Annotated in this window: 19 protein-coding genes; 11 read left to right on the forward strand and 8 right to left on the reverse strand. The window is 67.1% G+C overall.

What is annotated here, in order from left to right:
• Positions 1 to 18: 18 nt before the first annotated feature.
• From F0U60_RS29645 to F0U60_RS29655, 3 genes are read right to left on the reverse strand one after another with little or no spacing between them, the layout of a single operon-like run.
• Complete coding sequence (locus F0U60_RS29645) at positions 19 to 366, reverse strand: Rieske (2Fe-2S) protein (RefSeq protein WP_395804629.1); 348 nt, start codon at positions 364 to 366, stop codon at positions 19 to 21.
• An 11-nt stretch (positions 367 to 377) separates the two neighbouring features.
• On the reverse strand, positions 378 to 1,331 hold the full coding sequence (locus F0U60_RS29650; RefSeq protein ID WP_395804631.1) for a VOC family protein: 954 nt from the start codon (positions 1,329 to 1,331) through the stop codon (positions 378 to 380).
• A 26-nt stretch (positions 1,332 to 1,357) separates the two neighbouring features.
• Positions 1,358 to 2,515 (reverse strand): alpha/beta hydrolase family protein, encoded by a 1,158-nt coding sequence (locus F0U60_RS29655; protein WP_395804633.1) that lies wholly within the window; start codon positions 2,513 to 2,515, stop codon positions 1,358 to 1,360.
• A gap of 95 nt (positions 2,516 to 2,610) precedes the next feature.
• On the opposite strand from F0U60_RS29655, the gene F0U60_RS29660 reads away from it, so the two are divergent.
• Positions 2,611 to 3,531, forward strand: coding sequence for a LysR family transcriptional regulator (locus tag F0U60_RS29660; RefSeq protein ID WP_395804635.1), 921 nt, complete (start codon positions 2,611 to 2,613; stop codon positions 3,529 to 3,531).
• Positions 3,532 to 3,542: 11 nt separating this feature from the next.
• On the opposite strand, the gene F0U60_RS29665 is transcribed toward F0U60_RS29660, so the two are convergent.
• Positions 3,543 to 4,526: a fumarylacetoacetate hydrolase family protein gene (locus F0U60_RS29665; protein WP_395804637.1), complete on the reverse strand. Its 984-nt coding sequence runs from the start codon at positions 4,524 to 4,526 to the stop codon at positions 3,543 to 3,545.
• A 161-nt stretch (positions 4,527 to 4,687) separates the two neighbouring features.
• Here F0U60_RS29665 and F0U60_RS29670 point away from each other — a divergent pair, with 161 nt between their 5' ends.
• The 4 genes from F0U60_RS29670 (at position 4,688) to F0U60_RS29685 (ending at position 8,514) form a co-directional block, all read left to right on the forward strand.
• The gene (locus F0U60_RS29670; RefSeq protein ID WP_395804639.1) at positions 4,688 to 5,494 is read left to right on the forward strand and encodes a cyclase family protein; all 807 of its coding nucleotides are present in this window, start codon (positions 4,688 to 4,690) and stop codon (positions 5,492 to 5,494) included.
• A gap of 20 nt (positions 5,495 to 5,514) precedes the next feature.
• Positions 5,515 to 5,904, forward strand: a complete 390-nt coding sequence (locus F0U60_RS29675; protein WP_395804641.1) for a DUF2721 domain-containing protein — start codon at positions 5,515 to 5,517, stop codon at positions 5,902 to 5,904.
• A gap of 153 nt (positions 5,905 to 6,057) precedes the next feature.
• Positions 6,058 to 7,128, forward strand: a complete 1,071-nt coding sequence (locus F0U60_RS29680; RefSeq protein ID WP_395804643.1) for a TauD/TfdA family dioxygenase — start codon at positions 6,058 to 6,060, stop codon at positions 7,126 to 7,128.
• 273 nt (positions 7,129 to 7,401) lie between these two features.
• Positions 7,402 to 8,514 carry a hypothetical protein gene (locus F0U60_RS29685; protein ID WP_395804645.1) on the forward strand — a complete coding sequence of 371 codons (1,113 nt, stop codon included), beginning with the start codon at positions 7,402 to 7,404 and terminating at the stop codon, positions 8,512 to 8,514.
• Here the strand turns inward: F0U60_RS29685 and F0U60_RS29690 are convergent.
• Entirely contained in the window at positions 8,511 to 8,921 is a 411-nt protein-coding gene (locus F0U60_RS29690) for a MarR family winged helix-turn-helix transcriptional regulator (RefSeq protein ID WP_395804647.1), read from the reverse strand. The genes F0U60_RS29685 and F0U60_RS29690 overlap by 4 nt on opposite strands.
• 170 nt (positions 8,922 to 9,091) lie before the next feature.
• Between F0U60_RS29690 and F0U60_RS29695 the strand changes: the two genes are divergently transcribed.
• The 3 genes from F0U60_RS29695 to F0U60_RS29705 all read left to right on the forward strand — a co-directional run bounded on the left by F0U60_RS29695 (position 9,092) and on the right by F0U60_RS29705 (position 14,867).
• Positions 9,092 to 10,480 (forward strand): TolC family protein, encoded by a 1,389-nt coding sequence (locus tag F0U60_RS29695; RefSeq protein ID WP_395804649.1) that lies wholly within the window; start codon positions 9,092 to 9,094, stop codon positions 10,478 to 10,480.
• Positions 10,468 to 11,643, forward strand: coding sequence for an efflux RND transporter periplasmic adaptor subunit (locus F0U60_RS29700; protein WP_395804652.1), 1,176 nt, complete (start codon positions 10,468 to 10,470; stop codon positions 11,641 to 11,643). The genes F0U60_RS29695 and F0U60_RS29700 overlap by 13 nt, the downstream gene beginning before the upstream one ends.
• Positions 11,644 to 11,717: 74 nt before the next feature.
• The gene (locus tag F0U60_RS29705) at positions 11,718 to 14,867 is read left to right on the forward strand and encodes an efflux RND transporter permease subunit (protein WP_395804655.1); all 3,150 of its coding nucleotides are present in this window, start codon (positions 11,718 to 11,720) and stop codon (positions 14,865 to 14,867) included.
• A gap of 67 nt (positions 14,868 to 14,934) precedes the next feature.
• Here the strand turns inward: F0U60_RS29705 and F0U60_RS29710 are convergent, their stop codons facing one another.
• Complete coding sequence (locus tag F0U60_RS29710) at positions 14,935 to 18,270, reverse strand: protein kinase (RefSeq protein WP_395825514.1); 3,336 nt, start codon at positions 18,268 to 18,270, stop codon at positions 14,935 to 14,937.
• On the opposite strand from F0U60_RS29710, the gene F0U60_RS29715 reads away from it, so the two are divergent.
• Positions 18,175 to 18,582 (forward strand): hypothetical protein, encoded by a 408-nt coding sequence (locus F0U60_RS29715; RefSeq protein ID WP_395826020.1) that lies wholly within the window; start codon positions 18,175 to 18,177, stop codon positions 18,580 to 18,582. The two genes, F0U60_RS29710 and F0U60_RS29715, sit on opposite strands and share 96 nt — an antisense overlap.
• A gap of 512 nt (positions 18,583 to 19,094) precedes the next feature.
• On the opposite strand, the gene F0U60_RS29720 is transcribed toward F0U60_RS29715, so the two are convergent.
• Positions 19,095 to 19,754 carry a LysE family translocator gene (locus tag F0U60_RS29720; protein WP_395804657.1) on the reverse strand — a complete coding sequence of 220 codons (660 nt, stop codon included), beginning with the start codon at positions 19,752 to 19,754 and terminating at the stop codon, positions 19,095 to 19,097.
• A 61-nt stretch (positions 19,755 to 19,815) separates the two neighbouring features.
• On the reverse strand, positions 19,816 to 20,469 hold the full coding sequence (locus F0U60_RS29725; protein ID WP_395804659.1) for a TetR/AcrR family transcriptional regulator: 654 nt from the start codon (positions 20,467 to 20,469) through the stop codon (positions 19,816 to 19,818).
• Positions 20,470 to 20,571: 102 nt separating this feature from the next.
• Between F0U60_RS29725 and F0U60_RS29730 the strand changes: the two genes are divergently transcribed.
• Both F0U60_RS29730 and F0U60_RS29735 read left to right on the forward strand, forming a co-directional pair.
• Positions 20,572 to 21,948: a carotenoid oxygenase family protein gene (locus tag F0U60_RS29730; RefSeq protein ID WP_395804661.1), complete on the forward strand. Its 1,377-nt coding sequence runs from the start codon at positions 20,572 to 20,574 to the stop codon at positions 21,946 to 21,948.
• Positions 21,949 to 22,354: 406 nt separating this feature from the next.
• Positions 22,355 to 24,616, forward strand: coding sequence for a hypothetical protein (locus tag F0U60_RS29735; protein ID WP_395804663.1), 2,262 nt, complete (start codon positions 22,355 to 22,357; stop codon positions 24,614 to 24,616).
• Positions 24,617 to 24,626 lie beyond the last annotated feature (10 nt).

Consider the following 24,626-nt stretch of genomic DNA (forward strand, 5'->3'; position numbering starts at 1 on the left):
AGTTGAAACGGCTTGGAATCAGCCGTCGATCACGGCATGGACGTGATCAGCGGAGTCCAGCAACAGGGGCACTCGGGTCAGTGCCTGTCCCAGGCAGGGTCCGAGTGTGCAGACGCCGGTGGCGATATCGAACTGCGCGCCGTGGGCATGGCAGACGATGCGGTTGCCGTCACGGTTGAGGTAGGCGTCCTTGCGCCAGGCCATGACCGTGCCAGCCTGGTGCGGACAGTCATTGCGCCAGGCGTGCAGGTCGCGGCCCTGGCGCACCACCAGCAGCGTGTCGTTGCCGGTCCCCAGCGGATCGAAACCGCGCGACTGCCCGTCGGGCAGTTCATCGAGCCGGCACAGGAAGACCACGCGACTCATGGCCAGAGGTGTCAGTGCTTACCGGAAGCGCCGGCCGGCGGCGGGCTGCCCGGTGCCCACCTGGCACGGTGCTGGAAGAGGAACAGCTGCGAGGCGTCGGCGCTCATCGGCGCTTCGCGTGCGGTCCAGCGCTGGTCGTGCTGGTCCATGTCGGCGTCGTACTCCACATGGCAGCCGAGCGGGCTGTTGAAGTACCAGAACCAGTTGGAGCCGAAGCGGTGCCGGCCCGGGCCCCAGAACGACTGATAGCCCTTCTCGACGAAGCGAGTACCGGCCTGCATCACCTCGGTCGGACCGCCCATGTGGAAGGTGAAGTGCTCGACCCCCTTCATCTGCGGCGGGGTCTGGATCATGAACAGCGTGTGGTGGTCGCTCGTGCCGGCCGGACGCAGAAACGGGCCCACGCCGGTGAAGCGGTCGGTACAGACAAAGCCGAGTCGCTTGACGTAGAAGGCCTCGGCCTTGGCGGCGTCGGGCACGAAATACACCACGTGCGACAAGGTACGCGGCAACGCCTCGCGGGTCGGGTCCACACCGAGCGCGTTCACCGGGCGCTGCGCGGCACTGCCGGGGGCGTTGACGGTTTCGCCGGCCAGCGCCAGTGGTCTCCGCACCGTGACTTGGAAGGCCAGAGCGAAACCCAGGTCGTCCACCGTGTGCAGGCGGCCATGGGCATCACGGCGCACCTCCCGGTCACGGCCGAGCTCGTTGGCAATGCTCTCCAGGGTGGCGCTGTCTGCCACGCCGTAGACGGTTTCACGCAGTTGGCTGGCGGTGCCCATGGCGGGCGGCAGACTGGGATCGTCGCGGTGCCTGATGACGATGTGCGTGCCATCGAGGGCCTCGAAGCGCCCACCCTGCTCGTTCACGTCCACGCCACGCAGGCCGTAGTCCTGCAGGTACTGGCAGCACGCGGCCACGTCGTCGACGCCGAAGATCAGGGCGTCAGGTCCAATGATGTTCATGAGGGGCTCCTTGTGGATGGAATGGATCAGGCCGTGCGGCCGCCCAGGGTTTCGGCGACCCAGTCAGCGATGAAGGCGCCGGCGTTGGCGCTGTTGTCGAAGCTGCTGTGCTGCACGCCGCCTTCGCGCGCGGTGAACACCTTGAGCTCTCGCTTCGGGCTGTTGACCAACTGCTCGTAGGTGCGCTCGGCCCACTTCAGGGGGATCTGCGAGTCCTTCTCGCCATGGGTCACGAGGAAGGGCACGCGGATGCGGTCGAGCACGCCGTCGAGGTGCACGTTCTCGGCGATGCGCATGAAGTCATCCATGTCCTTGGCGCCCCAGACCCAGCGCACGTGTTCCCAGTAGTGTGGCACCGGGAAGCTGCCTTCCTTCTGCAGCCGCTTCTTCTGCACGTCGCGCCAGTCATGGTTGGCACCCCAGACCACGCCCATCGCAAACCGCGACTCGAAGGCCACCGCCCGCGGGCAGAAGTAGCCACCGAGTGACACACCTTCGAGACCGATGCGCCTGGCATCGATGTCTTCACGGGTCTCCAGCCAGTCGACCACCTTGCTGGCCCAGCGTTCGCTGTCGTACACAGCCTTCAGGTCGTGCAGGCGGAGCGCCTCGCCGGAGCCGGGCTGGTCGATCACCAGCGAGGCCACACCACGCTGCGCCAACCAGCGAGGCAAGCCCACGAAGTATTTCATCTCCTTGGTGCTGTCCAAGCCGTTCACCTGCACCAGGATGGGCTGGCGACCACTCACGCCTTCGGCGCGGACGTAGAGGCCCGCGAGGTGCTTTCCCTCGTACGGGATCTCCACCCGTTCGCAGTTGGCATGTGACAGCGCCGTGCCCTTCTTGAAGGTCTCCAGCACGCGGGCGTACAGCGACGCGCGCTCGGGGTTGCCATGGCCCTGCATGCGCTCGGCGGTGAGGTAGTACATCGAAGCGCGCTGCAGCTTGTCGCCAGCAGAGATCAGCCGGCCGGCGCGTTCATCGTCCTCCGCCAGCGCACGCAGCTTGTCGCCCATCGCGACCCAGCTCCGCATGAAGGCGCGTGTGCCTTCGGCGTCAGGCTGTTCCGAAGCGGCGAGCAGCGGTGCACACATCTCCTCGATCTCGCCGATGCGCGCGCCCATCTCGATCGCGAGGTCGACGGACAGGTTCCAGACGTAGTTCTTGGGGAAGTATCGAAACATGGGGGGTCCTGAGCACTACTTAAGAAGGTCCGAGATATCGGAGAAGCCGTATTTCCCAATACGATGTATCGCTCCCGTCGATGCATGATGGAGCCATGAGGTTCCAGAACCTGGACTTGAACCTGCTGGTGGCCCTCGACGTCCTGCTCGAAGAGCGGAATGTCTCTCGGGCGGCTGCTCGGCTACATTTGAGCCAATCCGCCATGAGCGGCGCGCTCGGGCGGCTGCGCGAGTTCTTCGGCGACGAGCTCCTGGTGCAGGTCGGGCGCCAGATGGTGCCGACCCCCCGGGCGGAGAGCCTTGCTCACAAGGTCCGGGACATCTTGTTGCGCATCCAGTCCGCGGTCGAGGCGAAGCCCAGCTTCGACCCGGCGTCGGCCCAGCGCACGTTCAGGATCGTCACCTCCGATTACATCACAGAGGTATTGCTCGCGGATGTCGTGCGTCGGCTCAAGCGAGTGGCGCCAGGGATTTCGCTGGAGCTCATTCCCCCTGGACTCTCCACGGGAGAGGCCCTTCAACGGGGGGAGCTCGACTTCGTCATCACGCCAGACACGCACGCCCTGGACGTCCATCCCAAGGAAGTCCTCTTCGAGGAGAGCTACTGCTGTGTCGTCTGGACTGGCAATACCCGGGTCGGCGACGCCCTATCGCTCGAGCAGTACCTGGAGTTGGGACATATCGGCGTCATGCTCAGCAGGCACGCGCCGTCCGCTGATCAGCAGTTCCTGGAGCGTTTTGGACACGAGCGCCGGGTCGAGGTGACCGTCCCTAGCTTCTGCTCCGTGCCCCACCTGCTCGTCGGCACAGACCTGGTCGCGACGATGCATTCCCGCCTGGCCAGGCTCTATGCGCGACTCCTGCCGCTGCGCATCCTGCCATCACCGATCGATTTCCCTCCCCTGATCGAAATGGTTCAGTGGAGCCACTATTTCGAGGGCGACCCAAGCCTGAGCTGGATGCGCGAGCTCTTCCACGCGTGTGTGGCCGAGCAGGAAGCTCGCCAGGGCGCCTGAAACGGCCCTGCTCAGGGTGAAGCGGAGACCACCTTCTGGTCGATCGCGCCAAAGACACTGCGGCCGTCGGCGTCGAGGACCTCCATGCGCACGGTGTCACCGAAACGCATGAACCCAGAGCTCGGCTTCCCGTGCGCGATCATCTCCAGCGCCCGGCGCTCCGCGATGCAGGCGGAGCCAACGCTGGAATCGGCGTTCGAGACCGTCCCCGAGCCAATCACCGTCCCAGCCCGAAGCCGGCGAGTCGCCGCGGCATGCGCGATGAGCTGGTGGAAGTTGAAGTTCATCTCCCTGCCATTCGGGTGCCCGAACCCCTTGCCGTTCCAGCGAACATGCAAGGACAGATGCACGCGTCCCTCCTTCCAGGCGCTCCCGAGCTCATCGGGCGTGACGGCGACGGGCGCGAAGCTGGACGAGGGCTTGGCGTGGAGAAAGCCAAAGCCCTTCTTCATCTCGACAGGGGTGAAAGCGCGAAGGCTGACATCGTTCACCTGGAGCAGCAGCTTGATGTGACCCGCGGCCTGTTCGGCCGTGCAGCCCATGGGCACATCGTCCACCATGATGGCGAACTCGCCCTCGAAGTCGATGCCGTGGGCCTCGCTCGGAAGCGGAACATCGTCCCGGGGCCCGAGGAAGTCGTCCGATGCGCCCTGGTACATCAAGGGGACGGTCTCGAAGTCGGGGACAGGGGCGATGCCGAAGGCCTTCTCCATGAGCCGGCCATGGTTCAGGAAGGCCGAGCCGTCGCACCACTGGTAGGCCCGAGGCAGAGGAGCCGCCGCGGCCGTCGGGTCGAAGTCAAACGCGTCGTGCGCGGTCCCGGCGTTCAGCGCGTCGTAGAGCGCTCGCAGGGAGGGCTCAACCTCCGCCCAGTTCTCGATGGCATCCTGCATCGTGGACACGATGGAACGAGCGTGCACCGCCCGGAGCAGGTCGCGCGAAACGACGACCAACTGACCGTCCCGGGTTCCATTCTTGAGCGTTCCCAGCTTCATGACGGATCTCCATAAACCGTCGCCGGGAGTCCGAGAAGTCGGTTGTATCGATTCCACCCATCGGCGCCGCCGATGCCTGGTATCTCGAAAACCGCGTTCCCTCACGCGGCAGAAGTGCGTGATCCTCCTGGACTGATACGGCTCGGAAGCGAGCCACCTGCATGAAAGGCCAGGACATGAACACCCAGGGACTGCGCTTCGTCGATCTCTCCGTCACGCTCGAGAACAACGCGTACACGGATCCGCCCATGCTCCTGCCGCACATCGAGTACTCGGATCATGCGGAGGGCGCGCAGGAGATGGCCACGATGTTCCCGGGCCTCAACCCCAACGATCTGCCAGCGCGTGAGGGGTGGGCGGGCGAGCGGATGAAGCTCGTCGCGCACAACGGCACGCACATGGACGCGCCCTGGCACTATGCCTCGACCACGGACGGGGGCAAGCCGGCCTATGGCATCGAAGCGCTGCCACTCGACTGGTGCTTCCGTCCAGGCGTGAAGCTCGACTTCCGAGACAGGCCCAACGGCCATGTCGTCACGGCCGCGGAGGTCGAGGCGGAGCTGAAGCGCATCGGCTATACGCTCCAGCCCCTCGACATCGTGCTCGTGAACACCTCCGCGGCCGTGCTCTACGGCAAGCCCGGCTATCTGGACGCTGGCTGCGGCATGGGTCGCGAGGCCACCCTCTACCTGCTGGAGCGAGGCGTGCGCGTGGTCGGCACGGACGCCTGGAGCTGGGATGCGCCGTTCAAGTACACGCGGGAGCGCTTCGCGAAGACCGGCGACGCGTCGATCATCTGGGAAGGCCACAAGGCCGGCCGCGACATCGGCTACGGGCAGATGGAGAAGCTCACCAACCTCGACCTGCTGCCGCCCTTCGGCTACACCGTCTCCTGCTTCCCCTATAAGATCAAGAATGGCTCGGCCGGCTTCACGCGCGCTGTCGCCATCTTCAGCGGACAGAGTTGAATGGACCGCCAGGTCAACGAATGGAATTGACGCTCACCACTCCCGGGCTCCTCTTTCCAACGATCTCGCTGCTCCTGCTCGCCTATACCAACCGCTTTCTCGCCATTGCCGCGCTGATCCGGAACATGTTCGCGCAGTACAAGGCCAACCCGGATCCGGTGCTCCTGCCTCAGATTGAGAATCTGAAGGTCCGGGTCCGGATCATCCGCGACATGCAGTTCCTGGGGGTCACCAGCCTGTTCCTCTGCGTCGTGTGCATGCTCCTGCTCTTCGCGGGAATGCAGCGGGCCGGAGAGTATGTCTTCATCGGCAGCCTGCTGCTGATGCTCGGGTCCCTGGCGCTGTCCATCTGGGAGATCCAGATCTCCATCCGGGCGCTCCAGATTCAACTGGGGGAATTGGATAAGTGAGGAGCGCGGGTTGACGCGTCGGCCCACCCGCCGTTAACCTGATTTCACGATGCGTTCCACGTGTGCCAGCGCCCTGACGACCGCCTGCGGCCTCTGTTGCCGCGGCGAGTGTTGTTAGCGGCGCGCGCGCTCGAACCCGCTCCATCCCCAACCATGACCATTGCTCGACTTGAGTCGTACGACGACTTCTTGCGCGTCCACTTCACCGCGGCGAAGGCCCCCCACCACGCCGACTTCCACTGGTTCTGGCTGCGGCACAACTCCGAGCTGGATCGACATCCCATCACCCGGGAGCGCATCGTCTGCTCCTCCGAGCTGCCGCTCGAGCTGCGTCCTCGTCTCGTGCGCATCTCCGAGGATGCGACCGCGCTCGACATCGACTGGGGCGACCGCGCGGATGGGAAGGTGAGCCGCTACGAGGCGAACTGGCTTCGTACCCACGCCTACGCGGCCGACCGAGCCGCGGCGCCCGTGCCTCCCTCCGATGTCGATTCCATCACGGTGGACTTCGCACGCGCGGACGAGCCACCGGGGCGTCTGGCGCTGCGCACGCTCGAGCACACCGGAGCCCTGATCGTTCGCGGCTTCGGCACGGACACGGAAGCCCTCATCGAGACCTTCACTCGCGAGGGGCTCTCCGTCATTGAGACCCACTTCGGACGCATCGAGGATCTGCGCACCGACAACACGACCAACCGCAACACCGACCAGCTCGGGTACACCGACAGCGCCATCCAGCTCCACACGGACCAGCCCTTCCTCGAACGGCCGCCGCGCTACCAGCTCTTGCACTGCCAGCGTCCGGCGGACACGGGCGGCGACAACGCCGTGGTGGACGCACTCGCCGCGGCCCACCACCTTGCCGACATCGACCGGCCGGCCTTCGACCTGCTGCGCACGGTGCCGGTGACCTTCCACCGCAAGCAGAAGTCCTTCGAGCGCGTGCTCGTCTCTCCCTTGCTCGACTTCGACGCGCCCGGCGGCTTTCGCATCCGCTACAGCTACTTCACCCTCGCCCCCCACCGCCGGCCCTTCTCCGAGATGGAGGCGTGGTATCGCGCGTACAACCGCTTCGCACGACTTGTGCGGGACGAGCGCCACCAGTACCGCTTCCACCTGGGGGCCGGGGACTTCCTCGTCTACGACAACTGGCGCATGCTCCACGCGCGCACAGCGTTCACCGGTTCGCGCTGGGTGCGTGGCGTGTACTTCGACGCGGCGTAGTCCCCAGTCCGCGGGCGGACATCCCCACCGACAGGGGGGCATCTACCCCTGGGGTAGCGCACTCTGTTAAAAGACGGGTGTCGGCACCCCCCGCCAACCCACCGCGAGAACGAGGACGCCCAGGGAGGGGACACCGTGGACGCCACCTGGATCAACTGCCCTCACTGCGGCCTCAAGCATCGGCCGAGGGCTCAAGCGCTCTGTCCACGCTGCGGACGAACCTCCGCCGCCGGACGCGAAACCGCTGCCGTCGCCGCCGTCCCAAGCGCTCCCGTGGCTCCCGTCGCCCGCGTCGCTCCGGTCAATGTCAGCGTGCCCTCCCCGGCCGCTCGCGCTCCGGAGTACGTGCCTACCGTGGAGTACATCCCGTCCCTGGAGCCCACTCCGGCCACGGTCAACACGCCCACCTTCGAGCCCACGCCCCAGGCCGAACCTTCCACTAAAAAGAGCTCCGCGCTTGCGCTGGGGGGCGGCATCCTGCTGCTGAACGCGGTGCTCCACCTGTTTGAGTTCCTGTTCCTGCCGGCATTCTCATCGGATGCCTCGCTCCGGGCGGCGCAGCTCGCGGGCACGCTCGTCGGCGTGGGGCTCGACACCCTGCTCGGCGTCAGCTTCCTCCAGGGCAGCACCCGGTTCCGCACCCTCGCCTTCGTGCGGCTGGTTGTCGGCATGTTCCTCTTCGGAGGCATGAGCCTGTACCAGGCGCAGTACCTCTTCACGCTCGTCGTGGTCGCCTTCACCTGCGGCGTGTTGGTGCTCGTCTGGGGCAATCCCTCGTCCTTCCTGGCCGGCGCCGGACTCACCGCCGTGCTGCTCGGCGTGGGCGTCGAGGTCATCGGGTTCACTCGACTCGCCGCCACCCAGTCCCTCAGCGAGCGACTGAAGATCGCCCTGCGACCGGACCTCGAGGGGCGTCTGCTCCACGAGGGTGAATCGATCGTCGGAGCCCGGTACCCCTACACGTTGCGTGTGCCCTCGGAGGGCTGGTTTCGCCGCAAAGCGGAGGTGTCCCGGCTCTCGGAGGCGCACATCGACCTGTGGCTCTCCCAACCGGAACTTGGCGGCCACCTCACGGTGTCCGTGCGGAGCTGGAGCGAGGTGCAGGCGGCGGATCTCCAGGAGGCGAGGGAGCTGGAGCTGAGCCATCTGAAGGCGCAGTACCCCGACTTCCAAGAAACCGACACCTCCGACAATGGAACCGCGCTCGAGGCGCCGAGCGTCGCCACCCTCACCGGAAGCGCGACACGTAACGGCAGGCCATCCCTGTTCGAGGTCTCGCTCTACAAGACGGGCGACAAGCTGCTGCGCGTCATCGCCTTCGCGCCTACGCAGACCTTCGAGCCGCTGCACCTGACGGGCGCGACCACGGGGCTCCAGCCCAACTAGCGCGGCGCCTCCACCGGCTCGACGCAAGCCCCCTCGGGGGCTTCATGGCTCTGCGTTAGCCCGTTCCTCAGCTTCTCCAGCAGGCGATTGAGCTCCTGCATCTCAGCGGGAGTCAGGTAGCGGCCCGCCTCGTTGTCCACCCACTGCGCCGCTTCGCGCAGCACCGCTACCTCAGCCTTGGCGGCTTCGGTCGCCTGCAGCCGCACGCAGCGCCGGTTCTCCCCCGCGCAGCGTTTCACCAGCCCGTCATTTTCCAACCGGTCCACCAACCGGCTCACCGCTGGCGCATCCATCAACAGATGCTCGGCGAGCGCCGCCTGGGTTAGCAGGTCCTCTTCGGCAATAACTTTGAGGGCCAAGAGTTGTGAGAAGGGCCGGCTCGTCCGCTCGCTGAGACGACGAGTCATCAGCCGTCGGATGGCGCGCCGCACAGAAGCCACTTGCGCAGGAAGGGTCATTCCACGTAACAATGGTTGCGTTTGACAACGGTTGTCAATCACACTTAATAAGCTGGCCGGACCGGGGGGCAGCCGGTTAGCAAACGCGTCACTCCTGATTCTCCTGGTCCTACCTGTTTATGACCCACCGTCTCGCCCTCCTCCTCCTGTCGCTCGCCGGGGCCCCTGCCCTGGCCGACCAGGATCCGCTCGTGCCGGCACCGGCCCCCTTCCAGCCACACGTGGAGGATCCGATGCTTGTTCCCGCTCCCGCCGCCTCCAAGCAGGTGGGGACCTGGGAGGAGGCGCTCGGGCTGGTGCGCGAGCGCTCCACGGATCTCCGTACCGCGGAGGCCAACGTCCAGCGCGCTGAGGGCCGGTGGCGCCAGGCCCTGTCGGTGCTCCTGCCCAACGCCCGCGTGTCGGCGGGTGTCGCCTACGACCTGCTCAATCCCGACAACCCCGTGGGCCTCACGGGAGCCCCGGTCATGGCGCAGCCCGGTGCCGCCCGCCAGCCCACCGTGCCGCTGGCCAGCGGGGCCGTGTCGCTGTCGCAGTCGATCGTGGACTTCGGCGCCTGGCGCGGGCTGTCGTCGGCCTCCGCGGCTGAGGACAGCGCCCGGGCGAACCTCTATGACGTCCAGCGCCGCCTCACCCTGTCGCTGGCGCGGACGCTGGTGGCCACCGTGGCGGCCGAGCGGGCCGCGGAGATCAACCGCGTGGGCCTGCGCCGGGCCCTCGAGCGCGCCGCGCTCGCCCAGCGCTCCTTCGAGCTGGGCGCGGGGACCCAACTGGACGTGGTGCGCGTGAGACAGGACGTCGAGATCGCCCGGCAGTCGCTCGTCTCCGGTGACGAGCAGCTGCACCGCGCTCGCGAGGCCCTGGGGCTGGCGCTGGGCCATCCCGAGGAGGTCGGTGTGAATCCCTCCTTCAACCTCCAGGGACTGGTGGACCAGACACGCGCCACCTGCACGCCGCTGAAGGCCCTGAGCGAGCGGCCGGACCTGGAGTCCGCGCGCACCCAGCTGGAGTCGGCCCGCGAAAGCAGGCGCCAGGCGTCCGCCGGCTACCTGCCCACGCTCGGCCTCAACAGCTCCCTCAATGCCCTCACCACCGAGCCCGGTCCCGGGCGGTTCTCCACCTGGAGCATCGCCGCCGTCCTGTCGGTGCCCATCTGGGAGGGAGGCCTTCGAGGAGGGCTGGTGCGCGAGCGCGCGGGCATCGAGCAGCAGGCGGCCGAGACGCTCGAGCGGACCCGGCGCGATGTGACGGTGGAGGTGGCCCGTGCCCAGCGCAACGTGAGCGTGGCCGAGTCGCTGGTGAAGACGGCGGCCTCCTCCCTGGATCTGGCCGCGAAGACCGACCAACTCACCCGCCGCGCCTTCGAGGTGGGCCGCGGCAGCAGCCTCGAGTTGGTCCAGAGCGGTGCCGCCCTGCGACAGGCGGAGCTGTCGTTGGCGCTGCGTGAATTTGAGCTCGTCCAGGCGCGCCTGGACGCATTTCTGACGGAGGCCCGGTGCGACTGGTAAAGAGGGTACGCCCCCTGAAGGCGATTGTGGTGGGACTGTGGGGCGCCGCGCTGGTGGCGGGCGCCTCGGGTTGTGGGAGCAAGCCGGCGGCCAAGGGGCCTCCGCCTCCTCGTGAGATCGAGGTGGTGCAGCTCGCCCCCGGCGAGGTGCGTGATACGGGCGAGTACCTCGGGACGCTGATGTCGCGTCAGAGCGTCACCGTGCTGCCCCAGGTGGGTGGCTACGTGCGCCGCATCCACGTGCGCCCGGGCCAGAAGGTGGAGGCGGGAGCTCCGCTCCTCGACGTGGACTCGCGCGAGGAGACCGCGGCGCTCGAGAGCGCCAAGGCCCAGCGCACGTCCGCGCAGGTGAACCTGGAGCAGGCGCGCCGCACGCTGGCCCGTATCGAGTCCCTCTACAAGGAGGGTCTGGCGAGCGCTCAGGAGCTGGAGCAGTCGCGAGCCCAGGTGGATGCCCTTGAGGCATCCACGCGCGCCGCCGCCGCCGCGGAGGCCCAGCGCGAGGTGCAGCTGCAGTTCCACTCGGTGCGCGCCCCCTTCGCCGGCACCGTGGGCGACGTGTTGGTACGCCTGGGTGACTTCGTGAGCGCCTCCACGCCGCTGACCAGCATTGCCCAGGCCGACGTGCTCGAGGTGAGCGTGTCGGTGCCCTCGGAGCGCGCCCGCACGCTGCGTCCGGAGACGCCGCTCGAGGTGCTCGACGCGGACGGGAAGGTGCTCATCACCAGCCCCGTCTTCTTCATCGCGCCCCAGGCGGATCCGCGCACCCAGCTGGTCGAGGTCAAGGCCGCCTTCCGCAACACCGTGGGCCTGCGCCCCAGCGAGCTGGTGCGCGCGCGCCTCGTCTACTCCACGCGCAACGCGCTGCAGCTCCCCGCGCTCGCGGTGGTGCGCCAGAGCGGCCAGCCCTTCGCCCTGGTGGTGACGGACAAGGGTGGGCAGTCGGTGGTGGAGCGCCGTCCCATCAAGCTCGGGGCGCTCGGAGAGATGGCCTACGTGGTGGAGGGCGGGCTCAAGGAGGGCGAGCAGGTGGCCGTCACGTCGCTGCAGGCGCTGCGTGATGGGGCGCCGGTGAAGGTGAAGGGCTCGTCCGTTTCCGCGCCCGCTCAGGCAGGAGCGGCGGCGGGCACCGCTGGCGGTGGAGCCGCCGGGGGTAGCCGTTAGCCATTGGCAGCACCGGGCGCCCCGGGGAGGGGTTGGGCGCCCGCCACAGCACAGAGAATGAGGGCGCCAACGCCGTGTTCGTCGATTTCTTCATCCGCAGACCCGTCTTCGCGGCCGTCTGCTCCATCTTGCTGACGCTGGTGGGGCTGATCGCCATTCCCACCCTCCCCATTGCCCAGTACCCGGACCTCGCGCCGCCCCAGGTGACCGTCACCGGCACCTACGTGGGCGCGAGCGCCGAGGTCGTGGAGAGCGCCGTCACCATCCCGCTTGAGCAGGAGCTCAACGGCGTGGAGGGCATGCGCTACATCACCTCCACCAGCAGCAACGACGGTACGAGCCAGATCACCGTCACCTTCGAGCCCACGCGCGACATCGAAGTGGCCGCCGTGGACGTGCAGAACCGCGTGAGCCGTGCCGCCGCGCGCCTGCCCTCGCAGGTGAACCAGACGGGCATCGTCGTCAACAAGGCCTCCAGCCAGATGCTGCTGACGCTCGGCCTGTCCAGCCCGGACAACCGCTACGACGCGCAGTTCCTCAGCAACTACGCTGACGTGAACCTGAAGGACGCCATCAAGCGCGTGCGCGGCGTGGGTGACGTGCGCATCTTCGGCGAGCGCAAGTTCTCCATGCGCCTGTGGCTCAACCCCACCGAGCTCGCGCGCCGCAACCTCACCCCCCAGGACGTGGTGCGAGCGCTGCAGGAGCAGAACCTCCAGGTAGCCGCGGGCCAGGTGGGTCAGCCCCCCTCGAGCACCGAGCAGCCCTACCAGATCGCCGTGCGCGCGCGCGGCCGTCTCGTCGAGCCCGAGGAGTTCGGGGAGATCGTCCTGATGCGCAACAACGACGGAAAGAGCGTGCGCGTGAAGGACGTGGGCCGTGTGGAGCTCGGCGCGGAGAACTACGGAACGCTGCTTCGCTTCAATGGAAAGACGGGCGTGGGCCTCGCCATCATGCAGCTGCCCACCGCCAACGCGCTCGACGTGCGTGACGGCGTCATCAAGGAGATGGACCGGCTCGCCAAGCAGTTCCCGCCAGGGCTCGAGTACGCGCTGGGCAACGACACCACGCTCGCGGTGCGCGCCTCCGTCAACGAGGTGGTGCGGACGCTGATCGAAGCCATCGCGCTGGTCATCCTCGTCATCTTCCTGTTCCTGCACGGCTGGCGCAGCGTGCTCATCACCGCCATCACCCTGCCCGTCTCGCTGGTGGGTACCTTCGCCTTCGTCTATTTGATGGGCTTCTCCATCAACACGCTCACCTTGTTCGGCCTGACACTGGCCACGGGTCTCGTGGTGGACGACGCCATCGTGGTCATCGAGAACATCGAGCGCTTGATGGTGGAGAAGCACCTGACGGCCATGCAGGCGGCGCGTGAGGGCATGAAGGAAGTGGCCGGCGCGGTGGTAGCCATCTCCATCGTGCTGGTGGCGGTGTTCATCCCCGTGGCGCTCTTCCCTGGGACCACGGGCTCCATCTACCGCCAGTTCGCGCTGACCATCGCCGCGTCGGTGGCCCTGTCCACCTTCTGCGCCCTCACCCTGACGCCGGCCCTGAGCGCGCGGCTGCTCAAGCACCACCACGGAGAGAAGTGGATCTTCTTCCGCTGGATGGACCGGGCGCTCGATTGGACGAAGGACACCTACGGGCGGGGACTGCGCACGCTGCTGAAGTACCCCCTGGTGATCCTCGGGGCCTTCCTCCTGTGCATCGGTGGAACGGTGCTGCTCTTCCGCGCGGCGCCCACCGGCTTCATCCCCGACGAGGACCAGGGCTACCTCATCATCTCCGTGCAGGGACCCGAGGGCATGTCGCTCACGCAGACGGAGAAGGTGCTCACCCAGATAGAGCAGGTGCTGAAGGCCCAGCCTGAGGTGGTCACCATGTTCGCCATCGGCGGGTTCTCCTTCCAGGGAACCGGGCCCAACTACGCCACCGTCTTCACGCCCCTCAAGCCGTGGGAGGAGCGAACCCGGCCGGAGCAGTCCGTGGCGGCGATGGTGGAGCGGCTGCGCGGACCGCTCGGTGCCATTGGTGGCGCCCGGGTAATGCCGCTGCAGCCCCCCGCCATCCGGGGCGTGGGCAGCGTGGGTGGCTTCCAGTTCATCGTCGAGGACATCGCGGGGAGCCGCTCTCTGGACGAGGTGGCGTCGGCCGTCCAGGAGGTGGTGGCCAACAGCAACCAGGAGAGCCGGTTGCGCGGCGTCTACTCCACCTTCAACGCGGACACGCCGCTGCTGGACGTCGAGGTGGATCGCCAGAAGGCCAAGGCGCTGGGCATCCCCATCGAGCAGGTGTTCGGCACGATGCAGCTCTACATGGGCAGCCAGTACGTCAACGACTTCAACTACGCGAACCGCACCTACCGCGTCTATGTCCAGGCCGAGCAGCAGTACCGTGACACACCGCAGGACATCGGGGCCTTCTACGTGCGCAGCGACGGCGGCTCGATGATTCCCCTGGAGTCGCTGGTGAAGGTGACGCCCACCGCGTCCGCCCAGGTCATCCGGCACTACAACCTCTTCCGCGCCGCGGAGATCAACGGCCAGGCCGCGCCGGGTGTGTCCTCCGGTCAAGCGCTGGAGGCCATGGAGCAGATCGCCTCGCAAGTGCTCCCCCAGGGCATGAGCTCGGAGTGGACGGGCATCAGCCTCGAGCAGAAGGAGAGCGGCGGCCAGACGATGATCATCTTCGCCCTGGGCCTGCTGTTCGTCTATCTGGTGCTCGCGGCCCAGTACGAGAGCTTCACCCTGCCCTTCGTCATCATCCTGTCGGTGCCGCTGGCCGTCATGGGCGCCTTGGGACTTCAGATGGCACGAGGCTTCGCCAACGACGTCTTCTGCCAGGTCGGACTGGTGATGCTGGTGGGTCTGGCGAGCAAGAACGCCATCCTCATCGTGGAGTTCGCCGAGCAGCTGCGTGAGGGCGGCAAGAGCGCCGTGGACGCGGTGGTGGAGGCCGCCGAGGTGCGCCTGCGGCCCATCCTGATGACGTCCATCGCGTTCCTCCTGGGCGTGGTGCCGCTGATGCTGGCGAAGGGCGCTGGCGCCGCCGCGCGCAACTCGCTGGGCACGGCCGTCTTCGGAGGCATGCTCGTGTCCACCATCGTCAACTTCGTCTTCATCCCCGGCCTGTACGTGCTGATGCAGCGGCTGCGGGGTGAGGCTAAGCGCTCGCACGAGGAGCCCCCGGCGGAGCCCATCGCGCCCGCCCCGGCGCAGTGAACCCGGGGACAGTAGCGCTTGCATGACGAAGGCCCTGGAGTTGGCGCGAGCCGCTCCAGGGCCTTTTTTACTGGCTGGCCTGGAGCAGACTGACCCGAAGCTCCTGGGCCTCAACCCAGTCAGGCCGGACTTTCAATATCCGGTCAACCAGCTCAAGCCCACGCTTCAACATCAAATCGTGCACCCCTCCCGCTTGCTTCTGCCAGGTGGCCCACGTGGAGTAGAGCTGGCCAAGCCGTAGGGAGTATTCCAACTCATCCGGTGCCAGCTCGATCGCCTTTTCATAAGACTTCCTCGCCTCGTCGAAGTCCTCGGCCCGGGCCTTTCCATTTTGTGCTTGCCACTTGGCGCGGAGCGTCTGAACCTCGCCGAGTTGGAGCCATACGTCCTGAAGGTTGAACATCCGCAGCCGCACGAGAGAACTCTGCGCCAGTCCTCGGCGGAGTTCCTCCTCGGCGTGTGCGAGGTCTGGTCCGGGTGCTCGCCCGCAGTCCACGTTGAAGCCTGCTCGGATGACATGGACCGAGCCTAGAATGACCGAAAAGTCGGCGAGGTCCGGCTGCCGTTCGAAGCCACGTTTCACGATATCCTCGGCCTCGCGCACACTCGGTCCCGGGTCTTCTCCACGAGCACGCAGGTAGCGAGCTCGCTGGGCGAGCAAAGTCCCAAGCATAGCGTAGGGCGCGCCAGACCTCGGCCAGCCGCTCATGGTTAATTCGATGGACGCTCGGGCTTCGTCCAGCACAGGGAATGGGTTTCCTCCCCGCTCCCTGGCCCCCCGCGCCAGTTCCAAGAGTGCCCACGCCATGCTGCTGTGCATCCATGTCGCTGCTTCGGGAACATTGGCTAAACCCTGCCGGTACTGCTCCAGAGCACGCATCAGGTCTGGCGTGGGATCCCCACCACGATTGCGCAGCCGGCGGGCCCGCTGCTCGTAGACCTCACCCATTATGAGATACGCATAAAAATTCTTGGAATCGAGGCGCCGAACCTTGTCGGACGCGGACATGGCCTGCTCAAGATCACGCTCCGGCTCGGAGTTGCGGCGGTTGGACGCTCGGGCGAGGTAAGCCCTACCGAGGCTGACCCAGTCAGCTGCCGAGAGATCATTGATGGCAAGAAGCGCCTGTAACTCTTGGATCTCCCTGCCCCAGAGACCCAGCGAGTTCTCGCCGATGCGCTCCTCGTAGTCGGCCCAGTTCATGAAGACCGCACCGAACAAGTAGTGGAATGAAGGGTTCCGATCCTCCGGGCGAACACTCTCTAACAGGTCGGCGGCTTTGCGAAGTTGCTCGCGCGGATCCCCTCCACTAGACAGGCGGCGGATTGCCAGCAGCAAGGTGCAGTTCGCCAGGACCATCCGGGCCTCGCGCCGTGCCGGAGCGAAGGCCAATGCGCGCTCGGCGACCTCCATAGCCTTCTTGAGGGCCCCTTCCACGTCACTGGCCTGCACATCACTGGCTTGGTCGAATTGGCCTCGGGCCAGATGGGCGTGCAGACGAGCCAACTCCACCCAGCACATGTAATCGTCAGGAGCAACGGCGAGACACCTCATGAGCGCATCATGGGCCCGGGTATAGGAAGGCATCACGTCTCCCCGAAGGGAGCGCTGCCTGTCCATCTCGACGCGTTCGAGGCGCGCCAAGGCAAGATGCACAGCGGGGACGCTTTCGGCGATGGTAATGGCGGCGGCGTAGGCTTTCCTTCCAGCATCCAAATCGGCCTTTTTCTCATCGACGTTTCTCTCGTGCTTGTAGACCCGGGCCAAGAGGATGTCCCCGCGCAGCATTGGGGCCTCGTAAAACCAGGGCAGCTTGCCGCTCATTGCGTCCAGTTGCGCCAAGGCATCATCGAGGCGGCCCTCATGGAAAGCGACAAGTGCCGCGACGTATTCGGCCGAGGGAGCCTCTACTCCCTGACTTTGTTTGAGGTACGCGAGCGCCGGGTCTCGATAACGCTGCTCGATGTCCCGCAGCAGGAACTCCGGCACCTTGCTGTGGTCGCTCCCTGCCACCTCCAGCATTTTGCCGTCGTCGCTCGGCGCCACCTCCAGGCGTTGCTGTTGATAAAGTTGCCCCATGACAAGGGCAATCGCGTAGGCGACCCTTGGCTCGTGGAAGCCTTTCTGCCATGCAAACTCAAGGTGCTCACGGGCCTTATCGATATCTCCGAGGGCAAGAGCGCCACGCCCCAGCGCGTAGTGCCCCGGTCCCAGCGCCTGCTCGCCACCCTGACGAATCTCCGCCTTCAACTCCTCCATGCGTGCCTGGATGGCTTGGCGATCCTCCCTCACATCGTGGAGAGGGGAAAGTGCTGAGAAGCGGGCTATAGACTCAATGCGCTCCACCTTTTCGGTGAAGCGACGAGCGAGGCGCTCGCGCTCGGAGGCCTCGCGGCGGACCAAAGCAACCCAGCCTACGGCCACTGCCACGGCGAGGAGCGTTGCGGTGGCCATGGAGAGGAACAGCCGGTGCTTGCGCAGCAGCTTACGCAACCGGTACCCAGGGCCCGTGCGCGCCAACACGGGCTCGCCCGCGAGAAAACGGTCCAGGTCCTCTGCCAAGGCTCGTGCCGAGTCGTAGCGGGCAAAGGGCTCCTTCTCCAGGCACTTGAGAGTGATGGCCTCCACATCAGGCGGGATGTTCTGGTTCAGAGCACGCAGCGGCTGCGGATCCACGGTCGCGAGGTTGTTGAGCACCTCCAAGCCGTTGCCGCCCTGGATGGGGGGTTGTCCGGTAAGGAGGGCGTAGAACGTAGCACCCAGGCTGTAGACATCCGCCCGGCGATCCAGCCGGGAGACTTCTCCACGGGCCTGCTCGGGGGCCATGTAGTGGGGAGTCCCCAGCACGGTACCAGTGACCGTCACGCCCTCGTTCCAATCGCGCGCCAGTCCGAAGTCCATGACGTAGGGCCTGGGGACACCGTCCTCTCCGCGCTCCACCATGATGTTGGAGGGCTTGATATCGCGATGGATGAGGCCAGCGCGGTGGGCTTCGTGCACGCCCAGGGCTGTCTCCCGGAGCACCAGGGCCTTCCGCTCGACGGTGAGTTCGTGCACGAAAGCGCTCAGGGGCCGGCCGTCCACGTACTGCATGGCGATGAAGACCTTTCCGTCGACCTGGCCGACCTCATACACCTTGCAGACGCGCTCGTGGTTCACCTTGGCCTGGGCGCGGGCCTCGGAGAGGAAGCGGTGGGTAAGCTCGGGGTGGTCGTCTCGGACAAACTTGAGGGCCACCTGGCGGCGCAGCCTGGGGTCATAGGCGAGGAACACTCGCCCCATGCCACCCTGACCGAGGAACCGCACGTGCTGGTACCGGTCCCATCCTGGGACCGGGAACGCCGAGCCATCCGCACCCTTCCCCGGTGGTGGCTCGGGTTGGGGGCTTGCGTTGGCCGGCACCAGGGAGGCCGTCTCATCCAGAGGGGAGACCTGCGCCACGGGGGGCGCCTGTCTGTCATTGGCCTGCTCGCGGGGGGATTCCTCAACAAATCTGGCGTGCCGCTCTTCTGGATCCGAGGCTCGCCGCCGCAGCGGGGCAAGGGTCTCCTCCGTGATTCGGCCGCGCTCCCGGAGGAGATCGAGGGGGCTGCGTTCCAGGCGGTGGGCCTCTTCTCGCACAGAGTCCGCCTCCTGCCGGGTGAGAACACCCTCCTCAAGGGCAATCCAGATCTCCGTCTCGTAGTCACCGTGCATGGGGACAGGCCCTCATAGGAACGCGCTGCGCGACAGGTTCTCCGCATCGGAAGCATAGTCGGGATGGGGACTCTCTTGCGAGCGGCGGACTGGTACCCGATGACTCGGTGCAGAAACCCCTGAAGATTTGCAAAGGGAAGTCCTCCAGCGATTGGATTGTCCACGAAGTTCCTGGCTGAGCGTGCAGTAGAAGTCGATCCCTGCCCTCCTCCTGGGCATTGAGGGAACTTCATCCACGGCGCGTCTCCTGTTACGAAATCGTTCAGTCGTGGTGAGCGCAGGTATACCGCTCGTAGCCGGGTAGCGCGGTGTGCGGGTTCACCGTTGACCTGTGAATCTGGTCACAAGTCCGGAGAGCCCTCGCCTGGAGGTGGCTCGGCACATCTCCTAACCATGTCCAAACGTCGCAGACACATCTGCCCTCGGTGGAGCGGCTCTACGTGACGGAGCGGCTACCCTCGGTGGCTGGTGGTCTGCACGCGGGACCGCTGGCTCGGAGAGCTGGACGCCTCCAGGTCGTCGGCCCCGCCCTACCCCAAAACCAGCAGCCGAATCCCGTAGGCCACCAGCACCAATGCGAGCACCCGGCGGATGAGCGACTCCCGCCGGGTGTACGCCCGCCGCACGTGCCCGGTGGACAGGCCCCACCCCAGCGTCCCGTACCACGCCATGGCGATCGTCACGATGCCCGCCCCTGCCGCCACGCGTACCCACAAAGGGATGCCCGGCGCCACCGTGGGAGCGAGGATGCTCAGGTAGAACGGCATCGTGTTCGGATTGGACAGGCTGGCGAACAGCCCGCTGCGAAACGGCCGCTCTTCCTCCCCCGTCAGCGCCCGCTCCACGGATACCCTCTCCGGAGCCACGGCCGGAGCAGCCCCGGAAGCCTGTGAGACCGTACGCGCGGCTCGCCACCCCTTCACGCCCAGGTAGAGCAGGTACAGCCCGCCCACGTAGCGCACGGCGCGCATCCCTCCCGGGAGCTGCTGCAAGAGCACGGCGACCCCCCCCAGGATGACGCAGAGCCACACCGCGTTCCCCAGGGCAATCCCCAGCACGGCCCAGGCCGCGTGCCGGCGCGAGGCGGACAGCGCCAGGCGCGTGACGATGAACGTGTTGGGCCCGGGAGAGATGACCGCGAGCAGGTACAGGCCGAAGATGGATGCGAGCAGGGGGCCGGGTGCAGGCATGGCAGTGGCCCCGACCTATCACCCGGCGACGCCCAGGCACAATCCGGCGTGCGCCCCAGGCTCAGCCGCTGCGCGAGGATTTGCTCCGGCGCGACGTGGCCGGGACATCTTCCCCTGTCACCGCCCGGGCAATCCGCTCCGCGTCCGAGGTGGTGATGCCCAGCGAGGCGAAGACTCCACTCACGAAGAGACTGGCCACCCCCTGTGCCAAGGCGCGACCTCGCAACTGCTCCACCAGCGGATGCGCAGCGGGGAGGGCCGCACCCGAGCGGACCAGCGCCGCCAGCTCCGGCCAGAACGTCTCCATCGAGCCCTTGAGTGCCTCCGGTGCCTCGGCTTCCGACGTGGTCGACGTGTAGTCGATGTTCGCGGGATCCGTCGCGATGCGGTAGAGGGCCGGGTTCTCCGCCGCCCAGCGAATGTAGGCCACTCCCGAGCGACGGAACGCCTCACGCGGGTCGCTGCTCTCCCCCGCCGCCGCGACGAGCGCCTCAGCGAGCCGCCGGTTCCCTTCCTCGGCGATCGCACGCAACAGCGCCTGGCGATCCGCGAAGTGCTTGTAGGGGGCGGCGGAGGACACGCCGACGCGGCGGCCCACCTCGGCCACGGTGAGCGCGTCCACGCCTTCCTCCTGGATGAGCTCGATGCTCGCCTCCACCAGTGCGCGCTTAAGGTCTCCGTGGTGGTAGGGGCGCGTTTGCGTCTTTCGGGTCATGGGGCGTCACTAGATTGAAACGGAAACGAAGCTCGTTGCAAAGTAAGTGAGATTAACTTACTTAGAACTCCGGCGCAGGTCCACCCTTCCGAGGTGCAGTCGATGAGCAGCAAGAACGCCGTCAGCCCCCTGTTGCGGTCCGTCTCTCGCCCCCACGGCTTCGAGCCGCTGCGGGTCGAGGGACGGCTCCCCGAGTCGCTCCGGGGCACGCTCTTCCGTGCCGGACCGGGCCTCTTCGAGCGCTTCGGAGCAAGCCTCTCGCACGCCTTCGAGGCGGACGGGGCGATCACGGCGGTGCGCTTCGACGGCGGTGGCGCGCAGGGCGCCTGCCGAATCGTCGAGAGCGCCGGCTACCGCGAGGAGGAGGCCGCGGGGCGGTTCCTCTACAACTCGGCGGCCTCGTGGCTCGATCGCATGCGCGCCGCTCGCAAGAACTCGGCGAAGAGCACCGGGAACACCTCGACCTTCTTGTGGCAGGACCGGCTCTTCGCGCTCATGGAGGGCGGACTGTTGCAGGAGATGGATCCGGGCACGCTGAACACGCTCGAGGCCACCGACCTGGACGTGGTTTCAGGCGCCTTCTCCGCGCACCCGCACCGCGTCGCCTCGCTTCGTACAACCTTCAACTTCGGCGTGCGTTACGGCCCGAAGATGCTCATCGACCTCTACGCCCTGCCCGACGAGGGGGGCGCGTCGAAGCTCGGCACCATCGAAGCACCCTGGCAGAGCATGATGCACGACTTCATCGCGACCGAGCGGCACCTCATCCTCTTCGTGGGGCCAGTGAAGCTGAACCTCCTGCGCGCGATGCTCGGCCTCGCAGACTTCACGAAGCTCTTCCAGTGGAAGCCCGAGCTCGGAGCACGGCTCATCGTCGTCCCCCTGGACGACATCCAGTCGCCACGAACCTTCGAGCTCGATGCCTTCTGGACCTGGCACTTCGCGAACGCCTTCGAGGAAGGCGACGGTCCGTGCGTCGACCTGTGCCGTTACCCCGAGTTCTCGCTCAGCGACATCGGCGAGCTCGAAGAGAGCGGACCACCCCCGCTGCTGACGCGCCTGCACCTCGACATGAGCACAGGCAAGACGCGCGAGACGAAGCTCTTCGACGTCCCCTGCGATTTCCCGCAGCTGCACCCGCGGATGCACGGAGCGCGTTACGGCACCCTCTTCGCGCAGACCGAGCGCCGTGGCACGGACCGGAAGTACCCGGGGATTACGCGCATCGGACTCGAGCGCGGGGACTCCGCGGAGTGGGCCGTGCCGGCCGGGCATGTGCCGAGCGAGCCCGTGCTCGTACCGCGCGGGGAGGCGGAGGACGACGCCTTCGTGCTCGACCTCGTCTACGACAGCACGAGCGACCATTCCTACGTCGCGGTGTTGGACGGGCAGCACCTCGAGGACGGCCCCGTGGCGACCGTCCACTTCGACCACGCCATCCCCGTCACGTTCCACGGCGGCTTCTCCGCCGCACGTTGAGGGCGTAGGGTAGCTGCCACCGAGGTGGCGAAACGTGTCTCAAGTCCGGGTGGTGTGCGTTCTGCGAGAGCCCGAGGGGCTCATGGCGCTCGCCCTCTCCGAGAAGGGGGAGGACGCCGGATTGCTCCGGCTGCCATTGCACACTCTCTCCGAGAGAGAGGTCCCCGAACGAGCATCCCTGCTGAGCGCGTGGGAGGGTCTGTCCCAGGCCCATGGGGCAACCGCGGAAACGCTCACGCGCCTTCTCCAGGTTCTCCTGGCCACTGTGCCCGGAGATGGGACGCCCCCGCGTGGCTTGGAGCACCCCTGGTTAGAGCCACCACCCTCCCCTCACCGGAGGACGGCGGCCCATCCCCGTGGGTATCGAGGCACCCTGTACCAGCCGCCGAAACGTCCGCGGCCCACCGTGTTCGACCTCCGTCCCCACCTCCTGCACCGGCGTACCCTGGGAGCCTTGCTTGAGCCGCTGCGTCCCCACGTGGCGCAGGCGCTTCGCCAGCTCGAGGCGCAAGGACACTCGCGGGAGCGGCTGGAGCGCGTGGCCCTGGCGCTGGCCTCACCCGCCCGGGCCGACGTGGCCCTGGCCTACCACCATGGTCTGCTGGAGACCCGTGGAGCCGAGCTGCCCGCCAGCTTCATCCGGCTCGGTTTCCTCCTGGCCCGGGGCCCGGAACGAGGCTTCAACCGGTTGCTGGCGCTGCGCGGAAGGCTGGCGATCGACACCCACCCGGGCGTGCTGACGGCGGCGGCGCGACTGTTGAATCGCTGGGGCCCAGAGCATGGACTCTCCTGGTTGGAGGTGGCCGCGCGGCTCGTGCCCGAGGCGCAGGGGGAGCTGCTCACGGCGCTCGTGAAGGCGGACCTGCGCCCGTTCAGCGCGGAAGGCTATGACCTCCAGTTTGAACCCTTCGCCTCGCATCGGGCCTCCTGGCGGGTGGACTACCTGCGGGGCCTCGCGGCGAACCTCTCCAGTGACTACCTGCTGAGCGGCTTCCGGCTGCTGGCCGCGCATGGCCTGAAGGATTCGCTGGGAACACGGTTGCCCTCGGCCTCGGGCCCCGTGCCGGAGGAGTGCCTTGGCGCGCTCTTCGTCCACCTGTTGCCGGAGACGTCCGGGCACTCGGAGCTGGCCTCGTTGTGGTCCCTGTGCGGAGAGCTGCCGGGCTTCGCCGAGGTCCTCTCCTCCACACCCTGGACGAGCCTGACCCCGGCGGCCGCCTACGCGCTGGTGAAGCTGCTGAACACGTTGGGGTGGGACGACACGGTGGAGCGCCCGGTGCGCCTGCGCTGGTGGAGTGTGGCCCGTCGCCTCCTGCCGCCGCTGCTTCTGCGGCTGAGCCATACACCGGCCAGCCATCAGCAGCGGTGCGTCGAGATGATGTGCCGCCTGGTGGCGCTCGGGGAGACGCCGTGGGAGATCCCCGCGTACCTGGTGACCAGCACCCTGGTCCTGGCTGAACGCATCTGCAGACCGCCCTTCTCCCGGGAGAACCGGCTCTCCTACGTGCTCGAGGCATTGGTGAAACACCCGGACGCGCAGGTGCGGGAACGCTTCCTGGCGGCGCCCGAGCGCGGCTTCCTACGCTTCGACGACTGCTGCGCCCGGGAGGACCTGGCCATCCTGGCGGGGATGGGGATGGAGTGGCTGGTGGAGCACGACGTGCGCATGGTGCTCGACGCCTTCGAGTCGTGTCCCGAGACGCTCGCGAGGACTGCGCGGCTGCTGGGCACGCTGTGGAAGCATGAGGCCCTGCCGTTGCTGACGGAGTTCGCCCGGCACCCGCTGGTGCGCGAGGATCCCTTTCAACTGCCTCCCGCGCGGATGGCCGCCCTGCTGCGGGAGCACTGCGTGGACGGAGTGGAGAGCCCGTTGCCGAGAAAGGCGCGGCTCGCGTTGGAGAATAATCGGGAGCTCTCCCCCGGCCAGTGGGCGCGGGCCCTGCGCATAGCCTCAGCGCAACGGACGCGCCTCCGGCTCCAGGTGCTCGCCCGGAGTGTGATGGAGCGGCTGCGAGGCCGGATGCGAGCCGACACCCGGGATACACGCGTCCGCCACGCCTTGCAGATGGCGAACCTCGTCCATCACAACCGGCGTGCGCTGCGCCGGCTGCTGGCCCGCTACTTCGAGGGAGAGCGGGACTTCATCGTGCGGCACCCCGTCTCACGCGCCTGGTTCGAGCGGCACCCGCGAGTCGAACAAGCGAAATGGCTCGAAGGCCTGATGCTGCGCCGCGAGGTGCCAGGGATGGGCGAGGTCACGCTGTCGCTCGAGCAGGACACGCTGGAGGCGCTCCGGCTGGGAACGCACGTGGGAAGCTGCCTGGGCCTCAATGGCCTCTGTGATTACTCGGCGGCGGCAGTGGTGCTCGACGTCAACAAGCGCGTCCTCTACGCGAGGGATACCCGAGGGCTGGTCCTCGCGCGGCAGCTGCTCGCCATCTCCGACGACGACACGCTGGTGCCCTTCAAGGTGTACCCGGAGTCCTGCCCACAACCCCTGCAGTCCGTGTTCCTCGACTACGACCTCGCCTTCGCCGAGACGCTCGGGCTGCCACTGTCCGATGGAATCGAGGAGCCAGAGGTGGAGAACGTACTGTCCACCCACTTCTGGCACGACGGAGCGTGGGAGCTCACCCCACCCGCCATCAGGCGGGGCGGCGAAGCATGAGTCGCATGCG

The organism is Archangium minus (assembly GCF_044360475.1).
Lineage (GTDB): Bacteria > Myxococcota > Myxococcia > Myxococcales > Myxococcaceae > Archangium > Archangium minus.

Excerpts from the sequence above, each read along its gene's own strand:
- F0U60_RS29660 (WP_395804635.1), top strand. The coding sequence starts at position 2,611 with ATGAGGTTCCAGAACCTGGACTTGAACCTGCTGGTGGCCCTCGACGTC.
- F0U60_RS29725 (WP_395804659.1), bottom strand. The coding sequence starts at position 20,469 with ATGACCCGAAAGACGCAAACGCGCCCCTACCACCACGGAGACCTTAAG.
- F0U60_RS29665 (WP_395804637.1), bottom strand. The coding sequence starts at position 4,526 with ATGAAGCTGGGAACGCTCAAGAATGGAACCCGGGACGGTCAGTTGGTC.
- F0U60_RS29675 (WP_395804641.1), top strand. The coding sequence starts at position 5,515 with ATGGAATTGACGCTCACCACTCCCGGGCTCCTCTTTCCAACGATCTCG.
- F0U60_RS29650 (WP_395804631.1), bottom strand. The coding sequence starts at position 1,331 with ATGAACATCATTGGACCTGACGCCCTGATCTTCGGCGTCGACGACGTG.
- F0U60_RS29690 (WP_395804647.1), bottom strand. The coding sequence starts at position 8,921 with ATGACTCGTCGTCTCAGCGAGCGGACGAGCCGGCCCTTCTCACAACTC.
- F0U60_RS29680 (WP_395804643.1), top strand. The coding sequence starts at position 6,058 with ATGACCATTGCTCGACTTGAGTCGTACGACGACTTCTTGCGCGTCCAC.
- F0U60_RS29695 (WP_395804649.1), top strand. The coding sequence starts at position 9,092 with ATGACCCACCGTCTCGCCCTCCTCCTCCTGTCGCTCGCCGGGGCCCCT.
- F0U60_RS29655 (WP_395804633.1), bottom strand. The coding sequence starts at position 2,515 with ATGTTTCGATACTTCCCCAAGAACTACGTCTGGAACCTGTCCGTCGAC.
- F0U60_RS29720 (WP_395804657.1), bottom strand. The coding sequence starts at position 19,754 with ATGCCTGCACCCGGCCCCCTGCTCGCATCCATCTTCGGCCTGTACCTG.
- F0U60_RS29670 (WP_395804639.1), top strand. The coding sequence starts at position 4,688 with ATGAAAGGCCAGGACATGAACACCCAGGGACTGCGCTTCGTCGATCTC.
- F0U60_RS29730 (WP_395804661.1), top strand. The coding sequence starts at position 20,572 with ATGAGCAGCAAGAACGCCGTCAGCCCCCTGTTGCGGTCCGTCTCTCGC.
- F0U60_RS29645 (WP_395804629.1), bottom strand. The coding sequence starts at position 366 with ATGAGTCGCGTGGTCTTCCTGTGCCGGCTCGATGAACTGCCCGACGGG.